Annotated in this window: 16 protein-coding genes, 1 tRNA gene and 2 rRNA genes; 7 read left to right on the top strand and 12 right to left on the bottom strand. The window is 63.0% G+C overall.

Annotation, left to right across the window (positions count from 1 at the left end; translation table 11 throughout):
- Positions 1-70: 70 nt before the first annotated feature.
- The 3 genes from KW825_RS16980 to KW825_RS16970 are packed head-to-tail and all read left to right on the top strand — an operon-like array spanning position 71 to position 3,722.
- Positions 71-1,639: an ABC transporter ATP-binding protein gene (locus KW825_RS16980; RefSeq protein ID WP_042652968.1), complete on the top strand. Its 1,569-nt coding sequence runs from the start codon at positions 71-73 to the stop codon at positions 1,637-1,639.
- A complete protein-coding gene (locus KW825_RS16975) occupies positions 1,636-2,754 on the top strand; it encodes an ABC transporter permease (protein ID WP_042652945.1) in 1,119 nt (372 codons plus the stop codon). Before KW825_RS16980 ends, KW825_RS16975 begins: the two co-directional genes overlap by 4 nt.
- 2 nt (positions 2,755-2,756) lie before the next feature.
- The gene (locus KW825_RS16970) at positions 2,757-3,722 is read left to right on the top strand and encodes an ABC transporter permease (RefSeq protein ID WP_042652946.1); all 966 of its coding nucleotides are present in this window, start codon (positions 2,757-2,759) and stop codon (positions 3,720-3,722) included.
- A 72-nt stretch (positions 3,723-3,794) separates the two neighbouring features.
- Here KW825_RS16970 and KW825_RS16965 read toward each other — a convergent pair whose 3' ends face one another.
- A complete protein-coding gene (locus tag KW825_RS16965; RefSeq protein WP_218329881.1) occupies positions 3,795-4,700 on the bottom strand; it encodes a LysR substrate-binding domain-containing protein in 906 nt (301 codons plus the stop codon).
- Positions 4,701-4,818: 118 nt separating this feature from the next.
- Between KW825_RS16965 and KW825_RS16960 the strand changes: the two genes are divergently transcribed.
- Genes KW825_RS16960 through KW825_RS16950 form a run of 3 tightly spaced genes read left to right on the top strand, consistent with a single transcriptional unit; the run spans position 4,819 to position 7,411 of the window.
- Entirely contained in the window at positions 4,819-5,946 is a 1,128-nt protein-coding gene (locus KW825_RS16960; protein ID WP_218329880.1) for an S-(hydroxymethyl)glutathione dehydrogenase/class III alcohol dehydrogenase, read from the top strand.
- A gap of 50 nt (positions 5,947-5,996) precedes the next feature.
- The gene (gene fghA / locus KW825_RS16955; RefSeq protein ID WP_218329879.1) at positions 5,997-6,845 is read left to right on the top strand and encodes an S-formylglutathione hydrolase; all 849 of its coding nucleotides are present in this window, start codon (positions 5,997-5,999) and stop codon (positions 6,843-6,845) included.
- A gap of 59 nt (positions 6,846-6,904) precedes the next feature.
- Positions 6,905-7,411 (top strand): DinB family protein, encoded by a 507-nt coding sequence (locus KW825_RS16950; protein WP_218329878.1) that lies wholly within the window; start codon positions 6,905-6,907, stop codon positions 7,409-7,411.
- A 64-nt stretch (positions 7,412-7,475) separates the two neighbouring features.
- Here the strand turns inward: KW825_RS16950 and KW825_RS16945 are convergent, their stop codons facing one another.
- Positions 7,476-8,198: a head GIN domain-containing protein gene (locus KW825_RS16945; RefSeq protein WP_218329877.1), complete on the bottom strand. Its 723-nt coding sequence runs from the start codon at positions 8,196-8,198 to the stop codon at positions 7,476-7,478.
- A gap of 362 nt (positions 8,199-8,560) precedes the next feature.
- On the opposite strand from KW825_RS16945, the gene ovoA reads away from it, so the two are divergent.
- A complete protein-coding gene (gene ovoA / locus KW825_RS16940) occupies positions 8,561-10,711 on the top strand; it encodes a 5-histidylcysteine sulfoxide synthase (RefSeq protein ID WP_218329876.1) in 2,151 nt (716 codons plus the stop codon).
- Between the two features lie 66 nt (positions 10,712-10,777).
- On the opposite strand, the gene KW825_RS16935 is transcribed toward ovoA, so the two are convergent.
- From KW825_RS16935 to rrf (KW825_RS16890), 10 genes are all read right to left on the bottom strand, one after another.
- A complete protein-coding gene (locus tag KW825_RS16935; protein ID WP_218329875.1) occupies positions 10,778-11,755 on the bottom strand; it encodes a bile acid:sodium symporter family protein in 978 nt (325 codons plus the stop codon).
- 279 nt (positions 11,756-12,034) lie between these two features.
- Positions 12,035-13,477 carry an amino acid permease gene (locus KW825_RS16930; RefSeq protein ID WP_218329874.1) on the bottom strand — a complete coding sequence of 481 codons (1,443 nt, stop codon included), beginning with the start codon at positions 13,475-13,477 and terminating at the stop codon, positions 12,035-12,037.
- Between the two features lie 148 nt (positions 13,478-13,625).
- A complete protein-coding gene (locus KW825_RS16925; protein ID WP_042652955.1) occupies positions 13,626-13,964 on the bottom strand; it encodes a tRNA-binding protein in 339 nt (112 codons plus the stop codon).
- A 98-nt stretch (positions 13,965-14,062) separates the two neighbouring features.
- The gene (locus tag KW825_RS16920) at positions 14,063-15,508 is read right to left on the bottom strand and encodes an amino acid permease (protein WP_218329873.1); all 1,446 of its coding nucleotides are present in this window, start codon (positions 15,506-15,508) and stop codon (positions 14,063-14,065) included.
- Between the two features lie 103 nt (positions 15,509-15,611).
- On the bottom strand, positions 15,612-16,067 hold the full coding sequence (locus KW825_RS16915; RefSeq protein ID WP_218329872.1) for a beta-galactosidase subunit beta: 456 nt from the start codon (positions 16,065-16,067) through the stop codon (positions 15,612-15,614).
- The gene (gene ebgA / locus KW825_RS16910) at positions 16,064-19,138 is read right to left on the bottom strand and encodes a beta-galactosidase subunit alpha (protein WP_218329871.1); all 3,075 of its coding nucleotides are present in this window, start codon (positions 19,136-19,138) and stop codon (positions 16,064-16,066) included. Before ebgA ends, KW825_RS16915 begins: the two co-directional genes overlap by 4 nt.
- A gap of 319 nt (positions 19,139-19,457) precedes the next feature.
- A complete protein-coding gene (ebgR, locus tag KW825_RS16905; protein ID WP_042652959.1) occupies positions 19,458-20,423 on the bottom strand; it encodes a transcriptional regulator EbgR in 966 nt (321 codons plus the stop codon).
- A 156-nt stretch (positions 20,424-20,579) separates the two neighbouring features.
- Positions 20,580-20,694, bottom strand: a 5S ribosomal RNA gene (gene rrf, locus KW825_RS16900).
- A gap of 26 nt (positions 20,695-20,720) precedes the next feature.
- Positions 20,721-20,796 (bottom strand) — tRNA-Thr (locus tag KW825_RS16895).
- 105 nt (positions 20,797-20,901) lie between these two features.
- Positions 20,902-21,016 (bottom strand): 5S ribosomal RNA (gene rrf, locus KW825_RS16890).
- Between the last annotated feature and the right edge of the window lie 3 nt (positions 21,017-21,019).

The following is a 21,019-nucleotide window of genomic DNA, read 5'->3' as shown; positions in this document are numbered from 1 at the left end:
TCAATCCAAGATGACCGGCCCGTACGGGCCGGTTTTTAGTCTCTAATTCATGACCCGCAAGGACTGCATCATGGACCAGACAGATCGCTATGCCATCGAATTAAGAGGTATCGATAAGCGGTTCGGCGAAGTGTACGCCAACAAGCAGATCGACCTTCAGGTTCAAAAAGGCAGTATTCACGGCATCGTCGGCGAAAATGGCGCCGGCAAGTCGACCCTGATGAGCATCATCTACGGTTTCTACCACGCCGATAAGGGCGAGATGCTGATCGACGGTAAACCGTTCAAACCCCATGGCTCACAAGATGCGATCGGCGCAGGCGTGGGCATGGTGCACCAGCACTTCATGCTGGTGAACAATTTCAGCGTGCTGGAGAACGTCATCCTCGGCGCGGAAAACGGCTGGCACCTTGGCCAGAGCCTGGCGGCGGCCGAGAAGCTGCTCGGCGAGCTGGCGCGGGACTATGGTCTCGAGGTGCCGCTGCACGAGAAGGTCGAGGATCTGCCGGTGGGCCTGCAACAGCGGGTCGAGATCCTCAAGGCGCTCTATCGCGGCGCCCGCATCCTGATCCTCGACGAGCCGACCGGGGTACTGACCCCGCAAGAGGCGGATCACCTGTTCGAGGTGCTCAAGAAGCTGCGGGATCAGGGCGCGACCATCATCCTCATCACCCACAAGCTGCGGGAGATCCTGGCCATCACGGATCAGGTCTCCATCATGCGCCGGGGCGAGATGGTGGCCCACGTCGCCACCAAGGATACCGACAAGGAGCAGCTCGCCGAGCTGATGGTGGGCCGCAAGGTGCGCCTCAAGGTCGACAAGGGCGAAGCCCAGCCGGGCGCGGCCAAGCTCAAGGTCGAAGGCCTCAGCTACATCGATGACAACAAGGTGGAGCGGGTCAAGTCCGTCAGCTTCGAGGTGCGGGCCGGTGAAGTGGTCGGCATCGCCGGCGTCTCCGGCAACGGCCAGTCCGAGCTGCTCAGCCTGCTCGGCGGCATCCTCCAGCCGAGCAAGGGCAGCTTCACCATCACCGGCGGCGGCAAGGCCCATGAGGTGAGCGTGGCACAGCCGGCCGATCCCGAGATGGTGCGCAACTTCGGTCTCGGCCATATCCCGGAAGATCGCCACAAGATGGGGCTCATCAATCGCTTCGAGGCGAAAGAGGCCTTCATCCTCGGCTATCACCGCCGCCCCCAGTACAACAGGGGCTGGCTGCAGAACAAGGAGGCGATCCTGCAGGATTGCCAGGCCAAGATGGACAAGTGGGACGTGCGCCCGCCCCATCCCGACCACAAGACCGCGAACTTCTCCGGTGGCAACCAGCAGAAGCTGGTGATCGCCCGCGAGGTGGAGCAGAACCCGGATGTGCTGCTGATCGGTCAGCCGACCCGGGGCGTCGACATCGGCGCCATCGAGTACATCCACCAGCAGATCATCGCCATGCGCGACAAGGGCAAGGCCGTGCTGCTGGTGTCGGTGGAGCTGGACGAGATCATGAGTCTGTCTGACCGGATCCTGGTCATCGCCGATGGTCGCATCGTCGGTGAGCTGGATGGCGCCAAGGCGGACGAACGCACCATAGGGTTGATGATGGCTAACATAGTCCCAGACGAGATTGCCAAGGAGGCTCGCCCATGAGCCAGACACGTATTCCTGCCTGGATCTCCGTGGGCGTGCTGCCCGCGATCAACATACTGCTGGCCTTCCTGGTGTCGGCCATCCTGTTCTATTACCTCGACATCAACCCGCTCGATGCCGCCGACATCATGTGGTACGGCGCCTTTGGCACCGGCGAGGGGATAGGCTTCACCCTCTACTACGCGACCGGCTTCATCTTCACCGGTCTGGCGGTGGCGGTGGCCTTCCACGCCGGTCTGTTCAACATCGGCGGTGAGGGCCAGGCCTATATCGGCGGCCTCGGCGTGGGACTGGTCTGCCTGCTGCTCGGCGACGTGCTGCCGTTTGCGCTGCTGCTGCCGCTCGCCATCATCGCCGGTGGCCTGTTCGGCGCGGCCTGGGCCTTCATCCCGGCCTGGCTGCAAGCCAAACGCGGCAGCCACATCGTCATCACCACCATCATGTTCAACTTCATCGCCGCCTCGCTGATGGCTTACCTGCTGGTCGATGTGTTCAAGCCGCCAGGATCCATGGCCACCGAGAGCAAGGTGTTCGCCGTGGCGAGCTGGCTGCCGAAGATCAGCGAGCTGGCGGCCGGTTTCGGTGTGGCGATGCCGAACAGCCCGCTCAACATCAGCTTCGTCTGGGCGTTGATCTGTGCCGTGCTGGTGTGGGTCTTCATCTGGCATACCCGCTGGGGTTACGAGATCCGTTCGGTCGGGGCCAGTCAGAGCGCCTCCGCCTACGCGGGCATCTCCTATCCCAAGGTGGTGATCCTGGCCATGGTGATCTCCGGCATGCTGGCGGGCTTCTTCGCCCTCAACGTGCTGCAGGGCGAGCTGCACCAGATCAAGCTCAACTTCGTGGAAGGCTTCGGCTTCACCGGCATCGCGGTGGCCCTGATGGGGCGCAACCACCCGGTCGGCGTCATCATCGCCAGCCTGCTGTTCGGCTTCCTCTATCAGGGCGGCGCCGAGCTCAGCTTCGAGTTCGGGGTGGATCGCAACATAGTGGTGGTGCTGCAGGGTCTGGTGATCCTGTTCTGCGGCGCGCTTGAGCACATGCTGCGTCCGCGCATCGAGCAGTGCTATCTGGCATTTGCCAACCGCTCAACCGCGCAAGTCAAAGGAGCCTGACCATGTTCGAAACCCTGATATTGATGCTAGATGCGACCATTCGCACCGCGCCACCACTCATTCTGGCCGCCATGGCCGGGATGTTCTGCGAGCGCTCCGGGGTGGTCAACATCGCGCTGGAAGGCAAGCTGCTGGCGGCGGCGTTCGCCAGCGGTGCGGCGGCGGCGGTCTCCGGCTCGGCCTGGATTGGGCTGGGCGCCGGGGTCGGTGTCTCAGTCCTGTTCGCCCTGCTGCACGGCTTCGCCACCATCACCCACCGCGGCGATCAGGTGGTGAGCGGCATGGCCATCAACATACTGGCGGCCGGTCTGACCGTCACCCTTGGCCGTTACTGGTTCGATCAGGGCGGCCAGACTCCGGCGCTGTCCGGCGCTTCGCGCTTCGCCCCCATCGATCTGCCCTATGCCAAGGAGCTGTATGACGTGCCTGTCGTCGGCCAGCTCTACAGCGAGCTGCTGAGCGGCCACTCCCTGCTGGAGTACGTGGCCTTTGCCGCCGTGCCCCTGGCCTGGTGGGTGCTGTTCCGCACCCGCTTCGGCCTGCGTCTGCGCGCCGTGGGCGAGGCACCGGCCGCGGTCGATACCGCCGGCATCTCAGTGGTGCGGATGCGCTACACAGCGCTGATGATCGGCGGCCTGCTTGCCGGTATCGGTGGCACCTACCTGGCCGTGGCCCAGACCGCCCAGTTCATCCCCAACATGAGCGCGGGCAAGGGCTTCATGGCGCTGGCGGCGCTGGTGTTCGGCAAGTGGAAGCCCTGGAGCGCCATGGCGGCCTGTCTGCTGTTCGGCTTCCTCGACGCCGTCGCCATCCGGCTGCAAGGGGTCAGCATCGGCGATTTCCCGATCCCGGTGCAGGCCATAGAGGCGCTGCCTTACGTACTGACCGTGTTCCTGCTGGCCGGTTTCATCGGCAAGGCGGTGGCGCCCAAGGCGCTCGGCACCCCCTACGTCAAGGAACGGGAATGACCTTCCCGCCTGCAACAAGAGGCCCACGCAAGTGGGCCTTTTTTATGGCGCCTGTTTATGCCGCCGGAGCACTCAGCCGATAGGGCGCACCAGCGCCGGCTGCTGGGGATCGCACAGCCGCTCGGCCAGATAGTCCACCAGCAGCCGCACCTTGGGGGAGAGGTGGCGGTTGTGGGGATAGAGCGCCCAGATCCCCTCCTGTGGTGCCCGCAGCTCGGGCAGCAGCTCGATCAGCTCCCCCCGGGCGAGGTGCTCGCTCACGTAGTAGTCCGGCAGCTGGATGATGCCTATCCCCTTCAGGGCCGCGTCCAACAGGGCATGGCCGCTGTTGCACTGCAGCAGGCCGCGCACCCGCACGCTGTGGGGCTGCCCGTTGAGGGTGAAGTGCCACTCATCGCCATTGCCTGCCAGGCAGCGGTGGCGGGACAACTCGGAGAGGCTGTTGGGCATGCCGTGCCGCACCGTGTAGGCCGGCGAGGCACACACATAGGGCACCCGCTGCGCCAGCTTGCGCGCCACCAGGGTCGAATCCTTGAGATGGCCGAGCCGGATCGCCAGATCGAACCCCTCGTGCACCAGATCCAGCAGCTGGTTGGTGAGGTTGAGGGTCACCTCCAGCTGGGGGAAGCGCACCATGAAGTCGTTCACCAGCGGCGCTATGCGGCTCTCGCCATAGGAGACCGGGGCCGTGATGCGCAGCAGCCCCTGCGGCTGGGCCTGATGCTGGCCGAGGGCCAGCTCGGCCTCGTAGAGGTTGTCGAGCAGCTGGCGACAGTGGCGGTAATAAATCTCGCCCAGCTCGGTGAGCCGCACCTGACGGGTGGTGCGCAGCAGCAGCTTGGCCTGCAGCCTGTCTTCGAGTTGTGCCACCTGCCGGCTGACCTGGGCCACCGACACCCCCAGCTTGCGCGCCGCCGGGGTAAAACCACCCTGCTCCGCCACGCTGACAAATTCACAAACGCCTTCCCAGCCGAACATTATTACCTATGTGTAAAAGTGATTTGAGATTTAGCCTTATTATCACCAAATCGGCGGGAAACTACACTCAACGTCCGAACCCTTTTCCGTTCACCCATTCAACAAGAGGACGTCATCCATGGCACAGGTTCAGAGCATCAAGTGTAAGGCCGCCATCGCCTGGGGCCCGGGCCAGCCCCTCTCCATCGAAGAGGTGGAGGTCATGCCGCCCCAGGCCGGTGAGGTGCGGGTGCGGATCAAAGCCACCGGCGTCTGCCACACCGATGCCTTCACGCTGTCCGGTGAAGATCCGGAAGGGGTCTTCCCCTGCATCCTGGGCCATGAGGGCGGCGGCATCGTCGAGTCCATCGGCGAGGGCGTCACCAGCGTCAAGGTGGGGGATCACGTCATCCCGCTCTACACCCCGGAATGCGGCGAGTGCAAGTTCTGCAAGTCCGGCAAGACCAACCTGTGCCAGAAGATCCGCGCCACACAGGGCAAGGGGCTGATGCCGGACGGCACCACCCGCTTCTCCAAGGATGGTCAGCCCATCTATCACTACATGGGCACCTCCACCTTCAGCGAATACACTGTGCTGCCCGAGATCTCCATCGCCAAGGTGGATCCGGCCGCCCCGCTGGAAGAGGTGTGCCTGCTCGGCTGCGGCGTCACCACCGGCATCGGTGCCGTGATGAACACCGCCAAGGTAAAGGAGGGTGAGAGCGTCGCCATCTTCGGGCTGGGGGGCATAGGCCTCTCCGCCGTGATCGGCGCCCGCCTGGCCAAGGCCGGCCGCATCATCGCCATCGACATCAACGAGAGCAAGTTCGAGCTGGCCCGAAAATTGGGCGCCACCGACTGCATCAACCCGAACGACTATGACAAGCCCATCCAGGAGGTGATCGTCGAGCTCACCGACGGCGGCGTCGACTTCTCGTTCGAGTGCATCGGCAACGTCAAGGTGATGCGCGCGGCGCTGGAGTGCTGCCACAAGGGCTGGGGCGAGTCAGTCATCATAGGCGTCGCCGGTGCAGGCCAGGAGATCAGCACCCGTCCGTTCCAGCTGGTCACCGGCCGGGTATGGCGCGGCAGTGCCTTCGGTGGGGTACGCGGTCGCAGCGAGCTGCCGAGCTATGTGCAGCGCTACATGCAGGGGGAGTTCCGCCTCGACGACTTCATCACCCACACCATGCCCCTCGAGCAGATCAACGAGGCGTTCGAGCTGATGCACGAAGGCAAGAGCATCCGCACCGTCATCCACTACTGAGCCATGACAGCCCCGCCTGCCAACGGGCCGGCGGGGCCAGGAGTCCCTCGATGAATCTGGACATCATCAGCAGCAACAAAAGCTTCGGCGGCTGGCACAAGCAGTATCGCCATCGCTCTGACCTGCTCGATTGCGAGATGCGCTTTGCCGTCTATCTGCCACCCCAGGCCCTCACCGGCCAGAAGGTGCCCGTGCTCTACTGGCTCTCCGGCCTCACCTGCACCGATGAGAACTTTATGCAGAAGGCCGGTGCCCAGCGCATCGCCGCCGAACTCGGCATCGCCCTGGTGGCGCCGGACACCAGCCCGCGCGGTGACGGCATCGCGGACGACCCCGGCTACGATCTCGGCATGGGGGCCGGCTTCTACGTCAACGCGACCGTCAGCCCCTGGCGCGACCACTACCAGATGTATGACTACGTCACCCGCGAGCTGCCCGAACTCATCGAGACCCACTTCCCGGTCTCGACCCGGCGCGCCATCAGCGGCCACTCCATGGGGGGACACGGGGCCCTGATCGCCGCCCTGCGTGAACCCGGCCGCTATCGCTCGGTGTCGGCGTTCAGCCCCATCAGCCACCCGAGCCGCTGCCCCTGGGGCCAGAAGGCACTCGGCGCCTATCTCGGCAACAACCCCCTGCTGTGGCAGGAGTGGGATGCCTGCCAGCTGCTGCGCCACCACGAGCCAACCCCCCTGCCGACCCTGGTGGACGTGGGGCTGGACGATCCCTTCCTGGAGGAGCAGCTCGGCATCGATGCCCTGGCCGAAATCGCGGCGACCAAGGACTGGCCGCTGGAGCTCAACCGCCACGCCGGCTACGATCACAGCTACTACTTCGTGGCGAGCTTCATCGAGGCGCACCTGCGCTTCCACGCCCGTCACCTCGGCGAACAGCTCTAACCGCGCTCGCGGGTCGGCAAGAGTCGAGGCCCGGCTTGGCCAAGGAACAGGAATCAAGGATGAATCTCTTTACCGCACTGCTGACCACGCCGGATCGCTTCGAGCAGCTGTTTGCTCAGGTGCCCGGCGACCGCCTGAACTGGGAGCCCGCCAACTGGGCAGGCGTCCCCTCTGAGCGCTTCTCGGCCCAGGGGCACCTCTGCCATCTGCTGGACATAGAGACGCTGGGTTATCAGCTGCGCTTCCGGCGCACCCTGGCTGAGACGCTGCCCCTGCTGGCCTCCCTCGATGGCTATCAGCTGGCGCAGGATAACGACTACCCACGGCAGGATCCCGCCGTGCAGCTGGCCCGATTTCGTGCCGCCCGAACCCAGACGGTCGACTGGCTCAGCGCCCTGCCTGCTTCGGCCTGGCGCCGACGGGCCCACTATGGCAGCTATGGCGAGGTGACGCTGGATGGGCTGGTACGCCTGCTCGCCAGCCATGACCACCAGCATCTCGCCGGCATGCAATGGCTGTTGATGCGACTCAATGCGGATCTGGGGCTGCAGCTCCCGCTGGAATGAAGCCGCCTCAGTGACGGTGCACCATAAAAAAAGGCCCTTTCAGGGCCTTTTTCTCGTGCCGTGCTCAGCTCCCCTCGCGGGTGACCGAACCTGAGCCCGCGACCCGCTGCTCGACCTTGGGATCGCCCCAGTAGGCGATGCTACCGGAGCCGGCGATGTTGATATTGAGCCGCTCCCTGGCTCTAACCTCCACGTCGCCACTACCGGCGATATTGACCTCGGCCTCGCCGCTCTCCAGCCGGCTGCCCTGCACATCACCGGTGCCGGCGATGTTCAGCTCGAGGGTCCGGACTGTGCCGGATCCCAGATCCAGTCCGCCCGAGCCGGCGATATTGCCCTCTAGGCTGTCCAGCTCCAGCCGCTGGGCCTGGATACCGCCGGAACCGGCCAGTGACAGCACCAACTTGTCGCCCTTGAAGTGACCTATCTCCCCCTGGCTGTTGCCCGCCAGGGCCAGCTCGCGCAATCTGGGCAGGGTGATGGTCAGCTCCAGCGGCTCGGTGGGGGCGAGCTTATAGCCATCCTCGACCTCGATCTCCAGCTGGTTGCCGCGCTCGGTGACGCTGAGCAGCGGCAGCAGGTTCTCCTGCCCTCTGATGCTCAGCCCCGGCTCGTCACCGGCCAGGATCCTTATGGTCGCCGGCACCATGGCCGCGACCCTGTCTATCTCGCCGAGCGGCTGCCGCTGTTCGATGACGGCTCCCGTCCCCACCACCTCGGTATCCTCCTGCCAGCTGCATCCACTCAGCAGCCCCAGGATCAATGCCATCCCCATCATCCGTGTCATGCCACATTCCTCGTTGTCATTGGTCGCATCCCATGTCTCTGTCTCTCAAGATGGCAAACTCCATGCCACATCATCAACCCTATGATTTACATCGATATCTATGGCTGAGGCGGCATGCTGACCAATAAACAGAGAGTCATTTAGACCACAAGTTGGTCAGACTGACCAGCCCCAGTCGGGGTGGCGGCTCCCGGTTGACCGCACCTCCCGGGGGCCACTACGCTGATAGGCCATGGAAGTTTTCTGTTGTGCCACCGGTCTGTTGAGCCAATAGTAATAGCCTGTTGCCCATGCGGCCCGCCATGGCGGCCTTGTCGCCATCACTGTCTTGTCAGTCTTCACTGCCAACGAGGAGTCAAAGCGTGACCCAAGCCAGCCACCAGTTCGCCAGCACCAGCGGCCTGCCTGCCCCGACCCGCACCCCGCTGCTGACCGGTGAGGATCCCGAGCTGAAACGGCGCGAGCTGCTCGACTACTTCTGCCAGACCTTCGCACTCTACGACAGCCTGTTCGACTGCCTGGCCGATGAGCGCGCCTGGTTCAACAAGGCGATCCCGCTGCGTCATCCGCTCATCTTCTACTACGGCCACACCGCCGCCTTCTTCATCAACAAGTTGCTGGCGGCCCGCCTGATCGACAGCCGCATCGACCCCCGCATCGAGGCCATGGTCGCCATCGGGGTGGATGAGATGAGCTGGGACGATCTGGACGAGACCCACTACGACTGGCCCGGGGTGGCCGAGCTGCGACACTACCGCGCCAAGGTGCGCGCCCGGGTGATCGACTTCATCCAGCAGATGCCACTGACCCTGCCCATCGACTGGCAGAGCCCGGCCTGGGTCATCCTGATGGGGACAGAGCACGAGCGCATCCACCTCGAGACCTCCAGCGTGCTGATCCGCCAGCTGCCGCTGGCCTGGGTGCGATCCCAGCCCCAGTGGCCCAGCTGCGGCGAGGCCTGCCATCGCATCGACGAGGTGCCCCTCAACGATCTGCTGCCGGTGGCGGCGGGGCGGGTACGCCTCGGCAAGCAGGACGCCACCTACGGCTGGGACAACGAATACGGCGAACGCCACATCGAGATCCCTTCCTTCCAGGCCAGCCGCATGCTGGTGAGCAATGCCGAATACCTCGCGTTCGTCCAGGCCGGTGGTTACCGCCAGCAGGCCTGGTGGGATGACGAAGGCTGGGGCTGGTGCCAGTATGCCAAAGCGCAGATGCCCAGCTTCTGGCTCGGCTCCCCGGCCGAGCCCGAGCAGCTGCAACTGCGGCTGATGACCGAGCGGGTGGCCATGCCCTGGGACTGGCCGGTCGAGGTGAATCAGCTGGAGGCCGCCGCCTTCTGTCGCTGGAAGGCGGCCCAGACCGGCCTGCCCATCCAGCTGCCGAGCGAGGCGGAGTGGGCGCTGCTGCGCGAGTCGCTGGCGGGGGATCAGCCGGACTGGATCGAGGCACCCGGCAACCTCAACCTGGCGCGCTTCGCCTCCCCCTGTCCGGTGGATGCCTGCCCGCAGGCCGGCTTCTTCGATCTGGTGGGCAACGTCTGGCAATGGACCAGCACCGCCATCGATGGCTTCGACGGCTTTCGGGTACACCCGCTCTACGATGACTTCTCCACCCCCACCTTCGATGGCAAGCACAGCCTCATCAAGGGCGGCAGCTGGGCAAGCACCGGCAACGAGGCGCTCAAGTCGTCCCGTTATGCCTTCCGCCGCCACTTCTTCCAGCATGCGGGCTTCCGCTATCTGGTCTCCCGCTATCAGGAAGCCATCACAGTGAATCCTTACGAAACCGACACCCTGGTCGCCCAATACCTGGACTTCCAGTACGGTCCGACCCACTTCGGGGTGGCCAACTACGCCAAGACCCTGGCCGATCTGGCCGGCGAGCTGTGCGGCAACCACCAGCGGGCGCTGGACATCGGCTGCGCCACCGGCCGCGCCAGTTTCGAGCTGGCCCGCCACTTCCAGCACGTGGACGGGGTCGACTACTCGGCCCGCTTCATCGACGTGGCGCTCTCCCTCGCCAGCCAGGACAGCTTCCGTTACGCCATGCCGGTGGAGGGGGAACTGGTGGAGTATTGCGAGGCGCGGCTGTCGAGTCACGACCTCGGGCCTGCGCAAGCGGATCGCATCCACTTCAGCCAGGGGGATGCCTGCAACCTCAAGCCCAAGTACGACCACTACGATCTGGTGCTCGCCTCCAACCTGATCGATCGGCTGCGCGAACCCGCCCGCTTCCTGCGCGACATAGCCCCCCGTCTGCGCAGCGGCGGCCTGCTGCTGCTCACCAGCCCCTACACCTGGCTGACCGACTATACCCCCAAGGCGAACTGGCTCGGCGGCATCCGGGAAAATGGCGAGGCACTGTCCACCCATCAGGCACTGCAACGGCTGCTGGCGGCACAGTTCGAGGAGCTATGCCCGCCCCGGGATGTCCCCTTCGTCATCCGCGAGACCGCTCGCAAGTACCAGCACACGGTGGCGCAGCTGACCGTCTGGCGCAAACGCTGAGGGCGCCCAGCCGGGGAATGCAAAGAGGGAGGCCTATGGCCTCCCTCTTTTTTCACCGCGACAAGGTCAAAGCTCCTGGTCGGGGACCAGGGGCTGGACCCCCTGCTCGTGATAGCGGCGCGCCAGCACGGCGCACACCATCAGCTGGATCTGGTGGAAGATCATCAGCGGCAGCACCATGACCCCGACGCTGGCGGCCGGGAACATGACGTTGGCCATGGGCACCCCGTTGGCCAGGCTCTTCTTGGAGCCGCAGAAGACGATGGTGATCTCGTCCGCCTTGTCGAAGCCGAGCCGACGGCTGATCCAGACGTTCCAGCCCAGCACCAGCGCCAGCAGCACGCAGCTGAGCAGCACTATGCTGGCCAGATCGTACCAGCCGACCTGGTGCCAGATCCCCTGCACCACCGCCTCGCTGAAGGCCACATAGACCACCAGCAGGATGGAGCTCTGATCCAGCTTGCCGATCAGCGGCCTGTGGCTGTCGACCCAGCGGCCGATCAGCGGCCGTGACAGATGGCCCAGCACGAACGGCAGCATCAGCTGCACCATGATGGCCTGGATGGAGTGCCAGGTGTCTATGCCTTCCCCCTGCACGTTGATCATCATGCCCACCAGCACCGGCGAGAGGAATATGCCGAGGATGCTGGAGGCCGAGGCGCTGCACACCGCCGCCGACACATTGCCCCCCGCCATGGAGGTGAAGGCGATGGCCGACTGCACTGTGGCGGGCAGCGCGCATAGATAGAGGAAACCGAGGTAGATGGCCGGGCTCAGCCATTGCGGCACCAGCGGGCTGAGCAAGAGCCCCAGCAGCGGGAACAGCAGGAAGGTGCTGGCCATCACCACCAGGTGCAGCCGCCAGTGGCCCAGCCCCGCCAGCAGGCTCTGGCGCGACAGCTTGGCACCGTGCATGAAGAACAGCATGGCCACCGCCAGCTTGGTCAGCAGCGCGAACCAGATCGCAACCTGCCCCTCGCAGGGGAAGAGGGAGGCCAGGGTGACCACCAGGATAAGCACAGAGGTAAAGGGATCCAGACGCACGAGCGGTCTCCATCAGAAAACGGATCCCGCCCTCGCGAGGAGGTCGGGACAAGGGACGACAGGCAGCAGAGCGGGAGATGTCTGGCACCTCCCGTCGAAACGGACCCAGCTTACCCCGATAACGGGGAGGCGCAAAGTTGAGGGATGCCGCCGAAATTAAACGCCTTCGGCTTGCTGCTGAGCGAGCTGGCACAGCCGGGCTCGCCACCAGGCGCAGATGGCACAAAAAAACGGGTGGCCCCTGGGCCACCCGTGCTGTTTGAAAACCGCGGTGCGGTGTTACTTGGCCAGGCTGGCACCCTGGCCAGGGGCCTTGTCGCCGGCGGCCAGCTTGCGAGCCTGACGCTTCTCGAAGCGGGAGATCCACCAGTAGGCCAGCGCCGAGAACACCGCCGTCATGAAGACGTTGATGAAGAAGGCGCGCACCAGATCCACCCCGGTCGGGAAGGCGGAGGCGCTCATGCTGATCACGAAGATGGCGATCAGCACAGACACCACGCTCATGCCGAACCCACGCGAGCCCATGCGAAACTCGCGGGGGGTGTCGTCGTGTTTCCAGCGGAACACGAAGTAGGCCACCATGATGAAGATCGGCGGCAGCATGGCGGTGCCCGCGGTGAGGTTGATGGCGGTGTTCATCATCTGCTGCACCGATTCGGAGCCGAAGCCGTTGACCACCAGCATCACGAACACGAACACAAACTGCCACCAGGCGGCGCGCACCGGCACCCCATGCTCGTTGAGCTGGGTGGTCTTCTCGCCATAGACGCCCTGAGGGATCTCGGAGAAGTGGATCTTCACCGGCGCCGAGGTCCACATCATCATGGAGCCGAACATGGCGATGAACAGCACCACCCCGACCGCCCGGCCGACCAGCGCCTCCGACAGCTGGAAGTACTGCGCCATGCCGGTGAAGATCTCCACCATGCCGCCAGCGTAGGTGAGGCTCTCCCGCGGCACGAACACGTTGACCAGCACCGAGCCGATGGCATACATGGCACCGATGATCACACCGGCGGTGATAATCACCCTGATGAAGGACTTCTGGCCGCCCTTGACGTCATTGAGGTAGGCCGCCGCCGTCTCGGCGCCACCGGCCGCCTGGAAGATCCAGCACATGATGCCGAGCGTCGCCCAGTTGATGGTTGGCGTCATGGCCGCCAGGGTGATGGGCTCGGCCGGCACGTGATCGCCCCCCAACGCCATCAGCGCCCCCAGCACATAGATGGCGAACAGGGCGAACACCCCGTAGGCCACCAGCTCGGCAATCTTGCCGAGCCAGGTCGCCCCCTTGGTGGAGATATGGGTCGCCGCCGCGAACAGCGCGATGGAGATGACCGAGGTCACCATGGGGGAGAAGCTGTATTCATACCCCAGCATGGCGTAGGAGGCGTAGGCGATGACGTTCGGCAGCAGGGAGACGAACCAGAACAGGTTAACGAACCAGTAGAGGAAGGAGCCGAGGTAGGCCATCCGGGTGCCGAGCGGCTTCTTGAGCCAGTCATACATGCCCGATTCCGAGTGCTTGTTGGCCGAGACGAACTCGGAAATGATGAACACGAAGGGGATGAAATAGACGATGGTGGCCAGCAGGAAAACGGGGGCTGAGCTCAGCCCCAGCTCGATGTTGTTGTTGACGATGTTGCGCACGTTGAACACGGCGGCAAAGGTCATCGACAACAGGGCAAACTTGCCTATGGTGCCGCGTACTGATTCAGACATATTGTCCTCCGGTGGATTCACGCCCCTTCGCATGAGGGCGCCATGACTCTGAATGTGTTCGACTCCAGCCTGCTGGCCGGGCCGTTTACTCTCTTGTTATTGTTGGCCTGGGCACCGCAAGCTGGCCCGGGCTGGCGTCATCCCGCCCTCACACTATCGGGGTGCCCGGCGCCATCGGCACCCGGGGCTGCAACAGCACGCTCTGGCTCTCGTCCGGGGTCTCGGCGCAGAGCAACATGCACTCGGATCGCTCGCCGCGCATCTTGGTCGGCTTGAGGTTGGTCAGCACCACCACCTCACTGCCCATCAGCTCCTCTTCGCTGTAATGGGGCACCAGACTGGTGACCGTCTGCAGCGGCCGCTCGCCACCCACGTCGATCTGGACGATATAGAGTTTGTCGGCCCCGGGATGGCGCACCACCTCCAGCACCCTGCCCACCTTCATCTCGACCCGTTTGAATTCGGCAAACTCGATCGTCTCGCTCATTCCATTCTCCTCATGCTCTGTGGTTCAACCGGTAACGGGTGGCCGCCGCCACCCGGTTTCTCTCTTTCTTGGCCACTCGGGCTGGTTTGCTCTGGGGATCAGGGCGCCTGGATGAACACCTGAGCGGCCGGCTGGGCTTCTTTCACCCGCGCCTCCTCGCTCAGGGAGGCTTCGTATCTGTTGTATTTCCACCAGGCGAAGCCCAGGAAGATCACTATTCCGCCCACGTTGTAGAAGACGATGGTCATGATGTCGGCGCCGGTCGGGAAGGTGGAGGCGAGGAAACCAACCGAGAAGATGGCGATCAGCACCGAGACCACGGCGATCCCCGTGGTGCGTGAGCCCATCTTGAACTCCCGTGGCAGGTGATCCAGCTTCAGGCGCAGGTTCAGGTAGGCCAGCATGATGAACAGCGGTGGCAGCATGGAGGCGGCCGCCGTCATATTGATCACCGTGTTCATCAGGTCTTGCGCGGTGTTGGAGCCCAGGGTCGGGATCAGCATCAGGGGCAGCACTATCAGGTACTGGATCCAGGCAGCACGGGCCGGCACGCCGTTTTCGTTCAGCTCGACCGTCTTCTTGCCGAAGATGCCGGCCGGGATCTCGGAGAAGAAGATTTTCACCGGAGTGGCCGTCCACATCAGCAGGGAGCCGAACATGGCGGTGAAGGAGACCAGGCCCACGAAGCGGTTCATCAAGATGGCGGGCAGACCAAAGTAAGAGGCCAGCCCCTCGAATACCTGCACCGAGCCGCCGGTATATTTCAGGGTATCGCTCGGCACAAAGACGTTGATCAGCACTGACGCGATGGAATACAGCACGCCGATGAAGATCCCGGCGATGATGATCACTTTCACGAAAGACTTGGAGCCGCCTTTGACGTCATTCACGTAGACAGCCACCGACTCGGCGCCACCGGCCGCCATAAAGATCCAGGTAGTAATACCCAAGAACGCCCAGCTGAAATCGGGGATCATCGCCTCTACCGTGATGGGATCGGCAGGCTGTACACCACCGATCAAGGCCGCACCCGCCAGCAGGATGTAGGAGAGGGTCAGCAGCAGCATCAGGGAAGAGGTCACCGAGGTGATGGGACCGAGCATCTTGGCGCCGTTGGTGGAGACATAGGTGGCAAAGGCGAACAGCACCATGCTCAGACCCGTGGTGGCGAGCGGGGTGAGTATGTATTCGTAGCCCAGGAAGGCATAAGAGGCGTAGGCAATCACCCGCGGCAACAGCGAGGTGAAGAAGAACAGGTTCACGAACCAGTAGGTGTAGGCGGAAATGAAGGCCCAACGACCGCCGAGGGAGCTTTTGACCCAGGCATAGACGCCGGCCTCGGAGTTCTTATTCAGTGACACGAATTCCGCGATGATGAGGCAGAACGGAATAAAGTAAAAAATGGTGGCCAGAAAGAACATCGGGCCTGACGCCAGACCGATTTCAATGTTGTTGTTGATGACATTGTTAAAGCTGAATACCGCCGCAAAGGTGAGCGACAGCAACCCGAACTTACCTATCGTATTCCGTTTGGAATCAGACATCGTGCATCTCCGGCGTGTAGTTATTGTGTGCGGAAGGGCGGGACATGAGGTGTAGGGGAGCCCCGTCCCTTCCGGCTTTTATCAGTACAGAAGCAGCAGGTTGTTATTTGTTCTTGAAGTAGCCGCCTTCGATGGTCACCTTGATGATCAGCTTGCGCACAGACCCATCGCCGACGAAGCGATAGGCCTCGTCATTCTCGAAGATCACCAGCTGACCGTTGCCGACCCGCTGGCGCTGTTGCACCTCGCCGGCCAGCCACTCGCGGTCAGTGGTGTCGTCGTAGGCCTGCTCGGTGCACAGCTTGCGTTTCTCGGCCCACTCCACCGTCTCTTCCCCTTCCAGGTAGTAGTGGATGTCGAAGTAGCGGCGCTGCCCCTCGAACAGGGCGGTGGCCGGGCTGGCCCCCTCCTGCAGGCGGTAGGTGAGGGAGTCACCGATGGAGTGGCAGACGCCGGGCTTGAGGTTCGGCAGGTTGTCGATGGCCTCCACGCAGCGGCCCCACTTCTTGCCCTCCCGGTAGATGTTTTTGAACAGGGTCAGGTTGTCCAGGGTGATCATGCGAGCGTCCTCCCGCCGTTGATACTGAGATCGATCCCGGCCAGCGCGGCCGGGTTGAGGTTGCCGCGGGCGATGGGCAACAGGGTCAGGCCGAAGCTGAATGGCTCGAAGCGCACCCGCCAGGAGTCCAGCACCTCGGATCCCCAGGAGTTGGAGCCCAGCCCCAGCACCCTGTGATCCAGATTGAGGGTGAGATGACCGCAGGGCTCCAGCTCGTTGATGTGCTGGGCGGCATGGATATGCTCCCAGCTGTAGGGCCAGACGCTCAGGTTGATGGGGGCATCCGGTCGCACGTAGAGACCGGCGCCGTGGCGGTTGCTCAGGGTCGCCCAGCGCACCTGCTGGCGGTTGCCGTTGTCCTGCGGGAAGGGGTAGTGCTCCCACATCTCGGCCACAGTGCTCTGGAAGCAGTCGATCCAGTTGCTCTGGCGGCTGTCCTGGTAGTTCTCCCCCGGCCCCATGCCAAAGTAGTGCACCCGATCGAGGTCCTGGCGGATCCTCAGCTCGAAGCCGATCTTGGGAATGATGTCGTCATAACCGCCATAAGGCTGGCCGCTGAGGGCCACATGCAGCTGGCCGTTCGGGCTCAGGGTGTAGACATAGCGGCAGCGCATGCCGAAGTCGAACACCGGCGGCGCGATCAGGCTCTCCACCGTCACCTCGACCGCCTCCCCCAGCTGACGCCAGCTCAGGGTACGGAAGTGCTCCTGCATGATCTGCAGGTGGTTCGGGTGCCACAGGCTCTCGTACTCCTGCTTATGGTTGTCGATCATCGGCTTGAAGAAGGTGAGGCGCGGCGCCCGCTCAATCAGCTCGATGCCATCCTGCTGCCAGCTCACCAGCTTGCCGTCGAGGCGGGAGAAGCGCAGGGCGAAGCCGCTGCCGGTCAGGGTCAGCGCGAGCCGCTCGTCGGCGATCTGCAGCGCCGTGGCGTTGGGGTTGGCAAAGGGCTGCAGCTGGCGAGTCGACTCCTTGAGCCGGAACTGGTACTGGCCCAGCTCGTGCTCCGCCGCACTGTAGCGAGTGGCGCTGGCTTTGATGACCCGCAGCTGGACAAAGGTTTCCCGCCCATCGAGGGATGGCAGCTCGAGTTGCAGCTCTGTGATGGCACCGGGGGCAACCCCTTCCAGACAGATTTGCTGGCTTCCCAGCAGCTCACCCTCGGCCTTCACCTCGACCAGCAGGCGGATGTCGTCCAGATTGGAGAACCAGTAGCGGTTTTCCAGCTCAAGCTTGCCGCTCGCCAGATCCAGCGCCCGCACCTTGACCGGGCAGATCACCTGCTTGTATTCGCGCAGGCCAGGTCCCGGGGTCTGCTCCGGGTAGATGAGGCCATCCATGCAGAAGTTGTAGTTGTTGGGGTAGTCGCCGTAGTCGCCGCCGTACTTGTAGACCGGGCGGCCCTGCGCGTCCTGATCCAGAATGCCGTGATCGCACCACTCCCAGATGTAGTGACCCTGAATGTGGGGATGACGGTCGAACACCTGCTGGTACTCGCTGAGGCCACCCGGGCCGTTGCCCATGGCGTGGGCGTATTCGCAGAGGATGCGCGGCTTCTCCATCGGGAACTCGCCGAAACAGTTCATCTGGGAGACGCGGGAATACATGGTGCTGACCACATCCACCACCTCGGCGTCGCGATCCTCCTCGTAGTGCACCAGCCGGGTTGGGTCGATCGCCTTGCAGCGCCGGTACATGGCCCTGATGTTGCAGCCGTAGCCGGACTCGTTGCCCAGGGACCAGATGATGATGGAGGGGTGGTTCTTCTGGGCGTGGACGTGGCGCTCGATCCTGTCCACGAACACCGGCTCCCAGGAGGGGTCATCGGTGATGCGGCTCAGATCGCCGACGTTGGCGAAGCCGTGGGTCTCCACGTCGGTCTCCGCCATCACGAACAGGCCGTACTGGTCGCACAGCTCGTAGAAGCGCGGGTCATTCGGGTAGTGGGCGGTGCGCACCGAGTTGAGGTTGTGCTGCTTCATCAGCACTATGTCGCGCTCCACCCGATCCATGCCGACGGCCCGGCTCTTGAGGTGATCGTTGTCATGGCGGTTCACCCCGTGCAGCTTGAGGTACTGGCCGTTGACGTAGAAAAGCCCGTCCTTGACGGTGATCTCGCGTACCCCGACCCGCTGGGGGATCACCTCCAGCAGCTCGCCCCGCTCGTTATAGAGCGACAGCTGCAGCTGGTAGAGGTAAGGATCCTCGGCGTTCCACAGATGGGGGTTCGCCAGATCCAGGCTGAAGCGGCAGTCGAGCTTGCCATCTATGGTCAGGCTGTCGAGCGCGCCGCTGGCGATCTCGCTCCCCTGATCCAGCAGGGACCAGACCAGCCGGTGATCCCGAGCCGACTCGCCGAGATTCTCAAGCGCGATGTCGCAGCTCAGGGTGGCGCTCTGGTTGTCGTCGGCCAGCGCTGTCTGGATGAAGAAGTCCTGCACATGGACTCTGGGTTTGCCCACCAGGTAGACGTCGCGGAAGATCCCCGCCATCCACCACATGTCCTGATCTTCGATGTAGGTGGAATCCGCCCACTGCATCACCCGTACCGACAGCAGGTTCTCGCCGGTTTGGGCATAGGCGCTGATGTCGAACTCGGCGGTCAGGCGGCTGCCCTTGCTGAAGCCCACATACTGACCGTTCACATAGACCTCGAAGTAGGTCTCGACCCCGTCGAACTTGATGATCACCTGCTCGCCCGCCCAGGCCGGGCTCAGCGTGAAGCCACGCTGGTAGGCGCCGGTGGGGTTGTTGCTCGGCACGAAGGGCACATCGATGGGGAAGGGAAAACCTTCGTCTGTGTATTGCAGATGGCCGTGGCCTTCCATCTGCCACATGTTGGGCACCGTGATCTGACCCCAGTCGCTCATGGGGCTGTGATAGAAGGCCTCCGGCACCTGCAGGGGATGCTCGAAGTAATGAAACTGCCACTGGCCGCTCAAGGAGAGGAAGCGACGGCTTAGCTCCCGCTGCAGGGTGGCGGCCGCAGAGCTGTCGGCATAAGAGAAGAAGTAGGCACGGGGTGCCAGTCTGTGTTCACCAACGAATTGAACGTTTTCCCAGTTATTCACATGTCCTCCCGGAACAAGGCAAGGTAGCTGGGTAAACTCTAGATAAACATTTACTAAATATCAGATGATAATCGGTAAAGTTTTAACCTGATCACATAAGATAGCCCAATTTGTGAGCGGGATCAGAAGCAGGAGATAAAAGAGGGGGCTGTCTGCCTGAATGGCATAGATATTGGCGGGGTCAGCAAGAGATAGATGTATAGTATTTAAAAACAAATACTTAAGTGTTTTTCTTAATGGTAGGAGTCAATGCAGGAGGGAGGAAGGCCGTTGCTCCATAGGGATATGGAGCAACAGGGGAAGGATAATTTTACTAAAACTACCGAGTGGTGCCGCGCAGGGTCAGTCGGCTGGGAACCAGTACCCGTAGCGGCACTTCCCGCTCGTCGCGCAGCCGCTCGACCAACAGATTGACCCCCTGGGAGCCCATCAACTCGGAGTGGATCCGCACCGTGGAGAGCGGCGGGAAAGTAAACTTGGCGGTCGGAATGTCGTTCACACTGATCAGCTCGATCTGCAGGGGAATGGCCAGCCCCTTCTCATGGATCGCCCGCAGCACGCCGATGGCGATGGAGTCAGAGGCCACGAACAGGGCACGGGGCCAGTCGCCGGCCAGCATCTCCTTCGCCAGCCGATAGCCGGAGGCGCTGGAGAAATCGCCGCGATAGAGGTCGCTCTCCCGCACCACCCCCAGCCGCTGCCCGTAATCGAGGAAGGCGAGCTCCCGCAGATCCGGTGCCTCGTCCTGACCACCGATGTAGCCGATGCGGCCATGCCCCTGGGCGATGAAGAAGTCCACCACCTGCTGGCTGATCAGCGCCAGATCCACGTCCACCGAATCGAACTCCCCCTCGGAGCGGCAATCCACAAACACCAGCTGGGCAGAAAGAGAATACAGCGCAGCGAGGCGCTCCGGCGGCAGATGGCCGATAACCAGGATGCCGTCGACGGCGGAGAGCTCACGCCCTTCGGCACCGTTGTAGAAATGGGTCAGCTCGATGTTGAGGCGGGCACACTGGGTCTCGATGCCGTAGCGGATGGCGAGATAATAGGGGTCGTTGACCTCGGTGCTCTGCGGGTAGGCGTAGACCGCCAGAAAGTGCAGCTTGCTCTTGTGCACCCCCTTGCGGGCGCTGCTGGTCTTGTACTCCAGTCGCTCGGCAATCTCGAAGATCTTCTGCCTGGTCTCTTCCTTGACGCTCAGCGTCGGATCCTCATTGAGCACCCGTGACACCGTGGCCTGGGAAACCCCCGCCTCCAGCGCTATTTCCTTCAATGTGGCCATGCATACTCCTCTGGCGATGACTCGCGACAATACCAGTCCAAGAGTAACGGGCAACATGCTGACAGCCCAGCATTTTTACTAAAAGAAACCCATCAGAACAGGAAAAAACACCAAAGCAAAAAGGCCTCCCGCATGGGAGGCCTCTTCTAAATAGGTGCCTGACAGTGTCCTACTCTCGCATGGCGAATGCCACACTACCATCGGCGCTACCGCGTTTCACTTCTGAGTTCGGCATGGGATCAGGTGGTTCCACGGCGCTATTGCCGTCAGGCAAAAGCTGTATCACTAACTTAAAACTGGTGCTGATACCCAGAGTCGAACTGGGGACCTCATCCTTACCAAGGATGCGCTCTACCAACTGAGCCATATCAGCACACTAACCGGTAAAGAACACACTGTGTGCGTTATCTAAATCTGTTGTCCGCAACAACCTTACGTCGCTGCACGACCAATCACATCGCTGTGACCGTAATTAGGAGCCTGGCAGTGTCCTACTCTCGCATGGCGAATGCCACACTACCATCGGCGCTACCGCGTTTCACTTCTGAGTTCGGCATGGGATCAGGTGGTTCCACGGCGCTATGGCCGCCAGGCAA

This window comes from Aeromonas sp. sif2433, assembly GCF_019218705.1.
In the GTDB taxonomy this organism is placed as follows: Bacteria; Pseudomonadota; Gammaproteobacteria; order Enterobacterales; family Aeromonadaceae; genus Aeromonas; species Aeromonas encheleia.
Note: the sequence above shows the minus strand (reverse complement) of the source record. Positions and strands in the feature narration are given on the sequence as shown.

What these genes read in the sequence shown, in the direction of transcription:
- fghA (WP_218329879.1), top strand. Translation starts at nt 5,997, where the DNA reads ATGAATCTGGACATCATCAGCAGCAACAAAAGCTTCGGCGGCTGGCAC.
- ebgR (WP_042652959.1), bottom strand. Translation starts at nt 20,423, where the DNA reads ATGGCCACATTGAAGGAAATAGCGCTGGAGGCGGGGGTTTCCCAGGCC.
- KW825_RS16980 (WP_042652968.1), top strand. Translation starts at nt 71, where the DNA reads ATGGACCAGACAGATCGCTATGCCATCGAATTAAGAGGTATCGATAAG.
- KW825_RS16975 (WP_042652945.1), top strand. Translation starts at nt 1,636, where the DNA reads ATGAGCCAGACACGTATTCCTGCCTGGATCTCCGTGGGCGTGCTGCCC.
- KW825_RS16920 (WP_218329873.1), bottom strand. Translation starts at nt 15,508, where the DNA reads ATGTCTGATTCCAAACGGAATACGATAGGTAAGTTCGGGTTGCTGTCG.
- KW825_RS16965 (WP_218329881.1), bottom strand. Translation starts at nt 4,700, where the DNA reads ATGTTCGGCTGGGAAGGCGTTTGTGAATTTGTCAGCGTGGCGGAGCAG.
- KW825_RS16960 (WP_218329880.1), top strand. Translation starts at nt 4,819, where the DNA reads ATGGCACAGGTTCAGAGCATCAAGTGTAAGGCCGCCATCGCCTGGGGC.
- KW825_RS16925 (WP_042652955.1), bottom strand. Translation starts at nt 13,964, where the DNA reads ATGAGCGAGACGATCGAGTTTGCCGAATTCAAACGGGTCGAGATGAAG.
- KW825_RS16970 (WP_042652946.1), top strand. Translation starts at nt 2,757, where the DNA reads ATGTTCGAAACCCTGATATTGATGCTAGATGCGACCATTCGCACCGCG.
- KW825_RS16945 (WP_218329877.1), bottom strand. Translation starts at nt 8,198, where the DNA reads ATGACACGGATGATGGGGATGGCATTGATCCTGGGGCTGCTGAGTGGA.
- KW825_RS16930 (WP_218329874.1), bottom strand. Translation starts at nt 13,477, where the DNA reads ATGTCTGAATCAGTACGCGGCACCATAGGCAAGTTTGCCCTGTTGTCG.
- KW825_RS16915 (WP_218329872.1), bottom strand. Translation starts at nt 16,067, where the DNA reads ATGATCACCCTGGACAACCTGACCCTGTTCAAAAACATCTACCGGGAG.
- KW825_RS16950 (WP_218329878.1), top strand. Translation starts at nt 6,905, where the DNA reads ATGAATCTCTTTACCGCACTGCTGACCACGCCGGATCGCTTCGAGCAG.